This is a genomic window from Mesorhizobium sp. P5_C1, assembly GCF_054049815.1.
The window spans coordinates 1-7363 of record NZ_JBFULQ010000274.1 but is presented as its reverse complement, the minus strand read 5'-3'; the positions used below and the strand labels follow the sequence as shown (position 1 = coordinate 7363).

Sequence of the window (7363 nt, the reverse complement as noted above, 5' to 3'; positions counted from 1 at the left end):
ACATTCCTCCACGTGACCTTGCCATTGCTCTGGCCGGGCATTCTCGCCGGACTGATGCTCGCCTTCGTCGTCTCGCTGGATGACGTCGTCATCACCGAATTCGTCAAATCGGGCGGCCAGGACACGCTGCCCACCTACATGCTCGGCCAGCTCCGGCGTACCGTCACGCCGGAAGTCAATGCGATCTCGACGGCCTTCCTCGTGCTGTCGATCGGCATCGTCACGGCTTTCTTTTTCATCAGCAGGAAACGGACCTGAGGCGGCAACGCCGACGGTCCCAACAATGGGAGCATGGAGCATGAACTGGAAACTGACCGCGACGGCGATCGGGCTGTCGCTGCTGGCCGTGACGGGTGCTGCCCGCGCCGAGGGTGAACTCAACATCTACAATTGGGGCAACTACACCAACCCCGATCTCATCAAGAAGTTCGAAGAGACCTATAAGGTCAAGGTCACCGTCACCGACTTCGATTCCAACGATACAGCACTCGCCAAGATCCGCCAGGGTGGCGCCGGTTTCGACATCGTCGTGCCGTCGGCAAGCGTCGTCCCGATCTGGATCAGCGAGGGGCTGCTGCTTGAATCGCGCCCGGACCAGATGGAGAATTTCAAAAACGTCGATCCCAAATGGGTCGATGTCCCCTTCGATCCGGGTCGCAAATACACCGTTCCGTGGCAGTGGGGCACGACAGGCGTGTCGGTCAACAAGTCGGTCTATTCGGGTGACGTGAACACGTCCGCGATCTTCCTCGATCCGCCGCCCGAACTCGTCGGCAAGATCAATGTCGTTCCCGAAATGGGTGACGTCATGTTCCTCGCCATCGCCTACGAAGGCGGCCAATACTGCACTGACGACAAGGTCGTGCTGAAGAAGGTGCGCGACAAGCTGGTCGAGGCCAAGGCGAAATGGCTGTCCTTCGACTATGGCGCCGTCGACGGCCTCGGCAAGGGCGACGTTGCCGCCGGCGTCAACTGGAACGGCATTTCGCTCCGCCAGCGGCTGCAAAACGACAAGATCGTCTATGGCTATCCCAAGGAGGGCTACCCGATCTGGATGGACAACGTCGCCGTCCTCAAGGACGCCAGGAACGTCGAGAACGCCAAGCTCTTCCAGAACTTCATCATGGACCCGCAGAACGCCGCACTGATCTCGGCCTTCGCGCGCTATTCGAACGGCATCAAAGGCTCGGAAGCCTTCATGCCGGACGACATGAAGAACGCGCCGGAAGTGAACGTTCCGGCCGAATTCGCTGCCAAGGGACAATTCATGCCGGCCTGTCCGCCTGATGTGCAGGCGCTCTACACGAAAATCTGGACCGATCTCCAGAAATAGCTCGACCCGGGTTTCTCGCGCCGCGATATCGCGGCGCGGCCACCTCCCGTCCATGCCAGAGGCGATCCGGCGATCGCAGGAGACTTCCCATGACTGATCTCGACCTTTGCTACATGCCGGCCAGCGAGGCGCTGCGGCTGTTCAAGGCGAAGAAACTCTCGCCCGTCGAATTGATGCAGGCGACCATCGACCGCGCCGAAGCCACCAGGTCGGCAATCAACTGCTTCACGTTTACGCATTTCGACGAGGCGATGGAGCTGGCCAAAAAAGCTGAGGCGAAATACGCCAGGGGGGCCAGGACCGGCGCGCTCGAGGGCCTGCCGATCGGCATCAAGGACGAGAGCTACATCAAGGGCAAGCCGACATCGCACGGCTCGCTGCTGTCGAAGGATGCCATTGGCGGCCACACTTCGACAATGAACGAGCGCATCATCAAGGCCGGAGGCATCGTCCATGCACGCACGGCAACGCCCGAATTCAGCTGCGCCGGCTATACCTGGTCGAGGCGCTGGGGCGTCACACGCAATCCGTGGAACCCGGACTTCACACCGGGTGGTTCGTCCGGCGGCGCGGCGGCAACGCTGGCCTCGGGCACATCGGCGATCGCCACTGGTTCGGACATTGCCGGGTCGATCCGCATTCCGGCGTCCGCTTGCGGTCTCGTCGGCTTCAAGCCGCCTTATGGCCGCAACCCGGACGAGCCGCCGTTCAATCTCGACTTCTATTGCCACACCGGGCCGCTGGCGCGAAACGTCGGGGATGCGATCCTGCTGCAGAATGTCATGGCGGGACCAAGTCCGCTCGACATCGCCACGCTGCGTCCGAAATTGCACCTGCCACTCGACTACAAGCCGATCAAGGGCTGGAAGATTGCTCTCTCGATGGACCTCGGCTCCTTCGAAGTGGATGCCGAGGTGCGGAAAAACACACTCGCTGCCTGCGACGTGTTCCGCTCACTTGGCGCCACCGTCGAGGAGGTCGACCTGGGCTGGGGCGACGAAGTGCTCAAGGCCGGCATTGCCTATCTGGAGCACCTCTTCGGCGCTTCGCTGGCGCAACTTCTCAAGCAGCACGGCGGGGATATGACCAGCTATGCACGGCAATTTGCCGAAGATGGGCAAAAGTCGAAGGCCACGGACTTCGTCGCTACCCTCGACGTGGCGGCCAGGATGTACCAGACGCTCGGGCCGTTGCTGGAGACATATGATGTGCTGATCTGCCCGACCAATGCGCTTCCCTCTGTGCCGGCGGAGTTCGACCACACCAGGGACACCGTCGAGATCAACGGAAAGCAGGTGAACCCTTCGCTTGGCTGGGTGATGACGACGCCATTCAACATGCTGAGCCGTTGCCCGGTTCTGTCCATGCCGTCGGGCCGCGCGACGAATGGCGTGCCGACCGGCATCCAGATTGTCGGCCGCACCTATTGCGACGCCGATGTCTTCCGTGCGGCGCTGGCATATGAGACGGTTCAGGGACAGTGGTACACAAACGCCGAAACGCGACCGTCGCTGTGATAACCATGTGGCCCTTGCCGCGCTGGTGCTTGATCTCCGGCTTCGGTTATGGTGAGCCGGCGCGCGGGGCTGGAAAGCTCCGGCGCGAGGTTTGAAAGGCTGGACAGAAATGGCGCAACGCAAGGCAGCCGCGAAGGCAATGGTCGCCGAGGCTGGCGACGGCCGGCTCGAGCCGGCCCCCAGGGATCGCCGGCGCGAGCGCGGTGAGGCCAGCATCCAGCGCATCATCGACGCCACCATCGATCTCATCGCCGACGAAGGCCTGGCGAGCGTCACCATGCAGCGCATCGCCGAGCATGTCGGATCCTCCAACGCACTGGTGGTTTTCCACTTTCGCAGCAAGGAGAACCTGTTTCGCGCCGTGCTGCAGTATCTCAGCGATCAGTACGATGAATTGTGGGCGACGCTGGTGCGCGTGCCCGGCCTATCGCCGGTCGAGCGGCTGATGGGCGCGGTCGAATGCGCGCAAAGATTCGCGCGGCAGCATCCGAAATGGGTCTCGGTCTTTGTCGTGTTCTCCAGCGACCGCAAGAGCATGCAGATCTACAACGAGATCGGCCTGCCCAGCGATCTCAGCTACAATGCCGAAGCTCGCGACCTGCTCATCGAAATCAAGCGCAGCGGCGGCTACACCGATGTCGACCCGGACACGCTGGCTGAGAGCCTGAACTATCTCGTCCATGGCGCATGGATCTGGGATCACCTCAACCCACCGGCGGGCAATTCCGATGTGTTGAGAAAGACGATGCTGATGCTGCTGCATCAGTCGTTTCCGCGACATTTCGAATTGATGCGCTAACTCGTTTCCTACGGCTGCCGCAGATGGCAGCCGGCCTGCCGCTTCTGCGCCAGATATTCGTCGACAAGCTGGCGGTAACGCACCTTGCCGAAGCTCGGAAAATGGCCGCCATGCACGACCGCGACATCGAGGTCGCGCATGCCGAGCAGCGTCGCCATGTAGTCGGAAATATCCGAGTGGTAGACGTCGTCGATCAGCGGGCCATCATAGATGATGTCGCCGGAAAGCAGGATGCCGGTCTTCTTCTCGTGGAGCGCGATGCCGCCGGGCGAATGGCCGGTCGTGTGGATCACCTCGAAGGCACGGTCGCCGAGATCGACCACATCGCCATGCGCGAGCAAACGGTCGGCCGGCGCGGGCTGGATGCTGTAATTCGCGGTGTCCCAGCCTTGTGGCATACCGTCGAACATCTCGTCGGTCGCATAAGTGCCGGCGGCCGTCCATTCGTTGCGCGGATCGGCAAGGATTTCCGCCTCGGCGGCGTGCACGCAGCGGTCGGGAAATTCGTGATGGCAGCCGATATGATCGAAATGCGTGTGGCTGGCGACGCAGGTCAGCTTGCGCTCCGTCACCAGCGGCACATGGCACCTGAGGCTAAAATGGCCGAGACCGGTATCAAACAGAAGATCACGGTCGCGGCCGCGCACATGCCACATGTTGCAGCGGAAGAACGGCTTGATCCACGGCTCATGGATCAGCGTCACGCCATCGCTCATGCGGATGGTCTCGTACCAGTCCGGAGCGCCGATGACCGGAAGCGTGCCCATGTTCATTCCGTCAACAGGATGATCTGGTCGGTATCGCACGAAACCGCAACCGTGTCGCCCGGCTGGACTGCCGCCGATGCCGGAAGCCTGGCGATGAACTGCAGCGAAGGGTCTTCGATGGAAGCCGCGAGCACGCGTTTGAAGCTGCCCTGGAAGACGACGTCGCTGACCTCGGCGCTACCAAGCCTGACACCGCCGCCAGCCGCGCCGAGGACAAGGTGCTCTGGCCGAATGGCGAGCCCGACGGCCGAGCCCAAAGGCAAGGCGCTCGGCAGGGAAACCGGCCCGACCGGCGTCGCGACAGTGCTGGTCCTGTCACTGGCCTCCGTGACGGCGCCGGCAAGGATCGTGCTTTCACCCATGAAGGTGGCGGAAAAGCGCGTCGCCGGCCTGGCGTAGACACGTTCAGGTGGCCCTTCGTCCTCGATGCGCCCGTCATTCATCACCACGCAATGGTCGGCCAGCGCCATCGCCTCTTCCTGGTCGTGCGTAACATGGATGAAGGCGGTGCCGACGCGCTTCTGGATCGCCTTCAGCTCGTCCTGCATCTGGCGCCGCAATTTCAGATCGAGCGCGCCAAGCGGCTCGTCGAGTAAAAGCACCGCCGGTTCGATCACCAGCGCACGCGCCAGCGCCACGCGCTGCCGCTGGCCGCCGGAGAGCTGGTGCGGTTTCTTGTCGAAAGAAGAGGCGAGGCCGACCAGCGCCAGCGCCTCGCGCGCCCGGGCGGCTCGCGTCGTGCCATCGACGCCCTGCATGCGCAGGCCGAAGCCGACATTGCTGCCGACGCTCATATGCGGGAACAGCGCGTAGTCCTGGAACACCGTCGTCGTCGGGCGCTTTGCCGGCGGCACCGAGGTGCAGTCCACGCCGCGGATGAAAACCTTGCCTTCGCTCGGGGTGACGAAGCCGCCGAGAATGGACAGCAGCGTCGTCTTGCCCGAGCCTGACGGTCCGAGCAGGATGGTGTAGCTGCCCGGTTCGATCTTGAGCGAAACGCTCTTGAGCACCGTCTGTTGGCCGAAGCGATGCGAGACCGAGTCTATGTCGACCAAAGGCGCGGTCATGCTTTTCTCCGGCGCAGCAATGTCAGTTCGAACAGCACGACCAGCACAATGGAGACGGCAAAGACCAGCGAGCCGACGGCGTTGGTCTTTGGATTGAGGCCGGAGCGCAGCAGGTTCCAGATTTCCACGGGCAAGGTCGTGTCGAAGCGGGTCAAAAGGAAGGAGATGACGAACTCGTCCCAGGAGAAGGTCATCGACAGGAAGAAGCCGGCGAATATGGCAGGCGCCATGACCGGCACGGTGATCAGGAGCAGCACCTTCCATTCCGGCGCGCCGAGGTCGCGCGCCGCCCGTTCGATGTTGATCTGGTGGTCGCCCATCTGGCTGTAGATGATGGCAAAGCACAGCGGCAGGTTGATCACGACATGGCCGATGCCGGCGGCAAGCAATGATTTCGGCACGCCGGCCCAGTTGAACAGCACCAGCAGCCCCATGCCGATGATGAGATAGCTGACCGTCAGGGGCAGCGTGATCAGCCCGCGCAGCAGGCCGGAGCCGGGCAGGACGAAGCGGGCAAAGCCCCAGGCGGAAAGGAAGCCGAGCGTGACAGCGGCCAGCGACGAGATGGAGGCCACCAGCAGCGAATTGACCAGCGCCGAGGTCAGCCGTGTGTCCGAGAGAACCGCGTCGTACCAGCGCAGCGACGGGCCGGTGAAGGGCGGGATCGGAAAGGAGGTCGACTGGAGCGAGAACAGGACCAGCACGACCACAGGCAGGAAGATGAAGCCGTAGACGGCAAGCGCATAGAGCCAGGATACGATGCGGACAATCCTGCGCATCTCACGCCCGCTCGATCTTGAGCCAGCGGGCGCAGGCAAGATAGGCGATGGTGACCACCGCCATCAGGATGATCGACAGCGCCGACGCAAGCGGAAAGTCGCCGCGCCGGCCGATCTGCATCATCACCAGCTGCGGCATCAGAAGCTCGTTGTTGCCGCCGAGGATCTGCGGCGTGATGTAGTCACCGATGCACAGCACGAAGGTGAGGAAGGCGCCGACCATGATGCCGGGCAAGGTCAGCGGCAGGATGACATGCAGGAAGGTGCGCACCGGCCCGGCGCCGAGATCGGCGGCCGCCTTGCGATAGCTCAGGCTCAACTGCTTCAGGTTGGCGAAGATCGTCAGCGTCAAAAGCATAACGAAGAAATGCACGAAGCCCGTGACGGTGGCGAAACGTGTGTTGGCGAGTTGCAGGGGCTCGGAAACCACGCCAATGCCCGTCAGCGTCCGGTTGATGACGCCATTCTGCGCCAGCACCAGCAGCCAGGAATAGGAGCGGACGACATAGGACGTCCAGAACGGCAGCACGGCCAGCATAAGCGCCAGCCTTTGCCAGCGCTCCGGCACCTGTTCGGCCAGGATCCAGGCGAAGGGGTAGGCGAGCAGCACCGAGACGACTGTGACGATCGCCGTCACCTCGAGCGAATTCACCATCGCCTGCCAGTAGGAAGGGTTGGTGAAGAACTGGCTGTAGTTGGACACCGTGAAGCCGCCGCCCTCATGCGCCGTCAGGCTGGACAGCCCCATGGCGATGAAAGGCAGCACGAAGAACAAAAGCGTCCAGCCGAGTGCCGGCGTGACCAGCGCCCAGGGCAGGGCGCGGCCACCCCGTGGCGGGGCACGCCCGTCGTTTGCGGCGGTCATCGGCGGTATCAGCTCATTTCGCCTGCAGCATTTCGGTCCACATATCCTGCATCTTCTTGTCGAGGTCGGCGTTCGGCGCCGGGTAGGCCTGGGCGCGGGCGAGGAAGCCCGGCTGTTCGTCGAAGCGCAGGATCTTCTTCTGGTCGTCGGTCAAACCCGCCTTGGTGTTCGCCGGCATGCCCCAGTAGCAGGACGAGGTGGCAAGCCGCGCCTGGCCCTCCGGGCTCATGATGTAC

The 7363-nt window shown here is 62.9% G+C and carries 8 protein-coding genes and 1 pseudogene; 4 read left to right on the top strand and 5 right to left on the bottom strand.

Annotation, left to right across the window (positions count from 1 at the left end; all coding sequences use genetic code 11):
• The 4 genes from ACXJ7R_RS20130 to ACXJ7R_RS20115 all read left to right on the top strand — a co-directional run.
• Positions 1-258 (top strand): ABC transporter permease (locus tag ACXJ7R_RS20130; protein ID WP_457153379.1); only part of this gene is annotated, 258 nt, incomplete at its 5' end.
• A gap of 40 nt (positions 259-298) precedes the next feature.
• Positions 299-1333: an extracellular solute-binding protein gene (locus tag ACXJ7R_RS20125; protein ID WP_457153378.1), complete on the top strand. Its 1035-nt coding sequence runs from the start codon at positions 299-301 to the stop codon at positions 1331-1333.
• 89 nt (positions 1334-1422) lie between these two features.
• Positions 1423-2850: an amidase gene (locus tag ACXJ7R_RS20120; RefSeq protein ID WP_457153377.1), complete on the top strand. Its 1428-nt coding sequence runs from the start codon at positions 1423-1425 to the stop codon at positions 2848-2850.
• A gap of 109 nt (positions 2851-2959) precedes the next feature.
• Positions 2960-3649, top strand: coding sequence for a TetR/AcrR family transcriptional regulator (locus tag ACXJ7R_RS20115; protein ID WP_457153376.1), 690 nt, complete (start codon positions 2960-2962; stop codon positions 3647-3649).
• An 8-nt stretch (positions 3650-3657) separates the two neighbouring features.
• Here ACXJ7R_RS20115 and ACXJ7R_RS20110 read toward each other — a convergent pair whose 3' ends face one another.
• The 5 genes and pseudogenes from ACXJ7R_RS20110 to ACXJ7R_RS20090 all read right to left on the bottom strand — a co-directional run.
• A complete protein-coding gene (locus ACXJ7R_RS20110; RefSeq protein WP_457153375.1) occupies positions 3658-4416 on the bottom strand; it encodes an MBL fold metallo-hydrolase in 759 nt (252 codons plus the stop codon).
• Between the two features lie 2 nt (positions 4417-4418).
• Positions 4419-5483: an ABC transporter ATP-binding protein gene (locus ACXJ7R_RS20105; protein ID WP_457153374.1), complete on the bottom strand. Its 1065-nt coding sequence runs from the start codon at positions 5481-5483 to the stop codon at positions 4419-4421.
• Positions 5480-6262, bottom strand: coding sequence for an ABC transporter permease (locus ACXJ7R_RS20100; RefSeq protein ID WP_457153373.1), 783 nt, complete (start codon positions 6260-6262; stop codon positions 5480-5482). The genes ACXJ7R_RS20105 and ACXJ7R_RS20100 overlap by 4 nt, the downstream gene beginning before the upstream one ends.
• Position 6263: 1 nt before the next feature.
• Entirely contained in the window at positions 6264-7127 is an 864-nt protein-coding gene (locus ACXJ7R_RS20095; RefSeq protein ID WP_457153372.1) for an ABC transporter permease, read from the bottom strand.
• A gap of 13 nt (positions 7128-7140) precedes the next feature.
• Positions 7141-7363: pseudogene (locus tag ACXJ7R_RS20090) on the bottom strand (spermidine/putrescine ABC transporter substrate-binding protein); the annotation flags it as partial.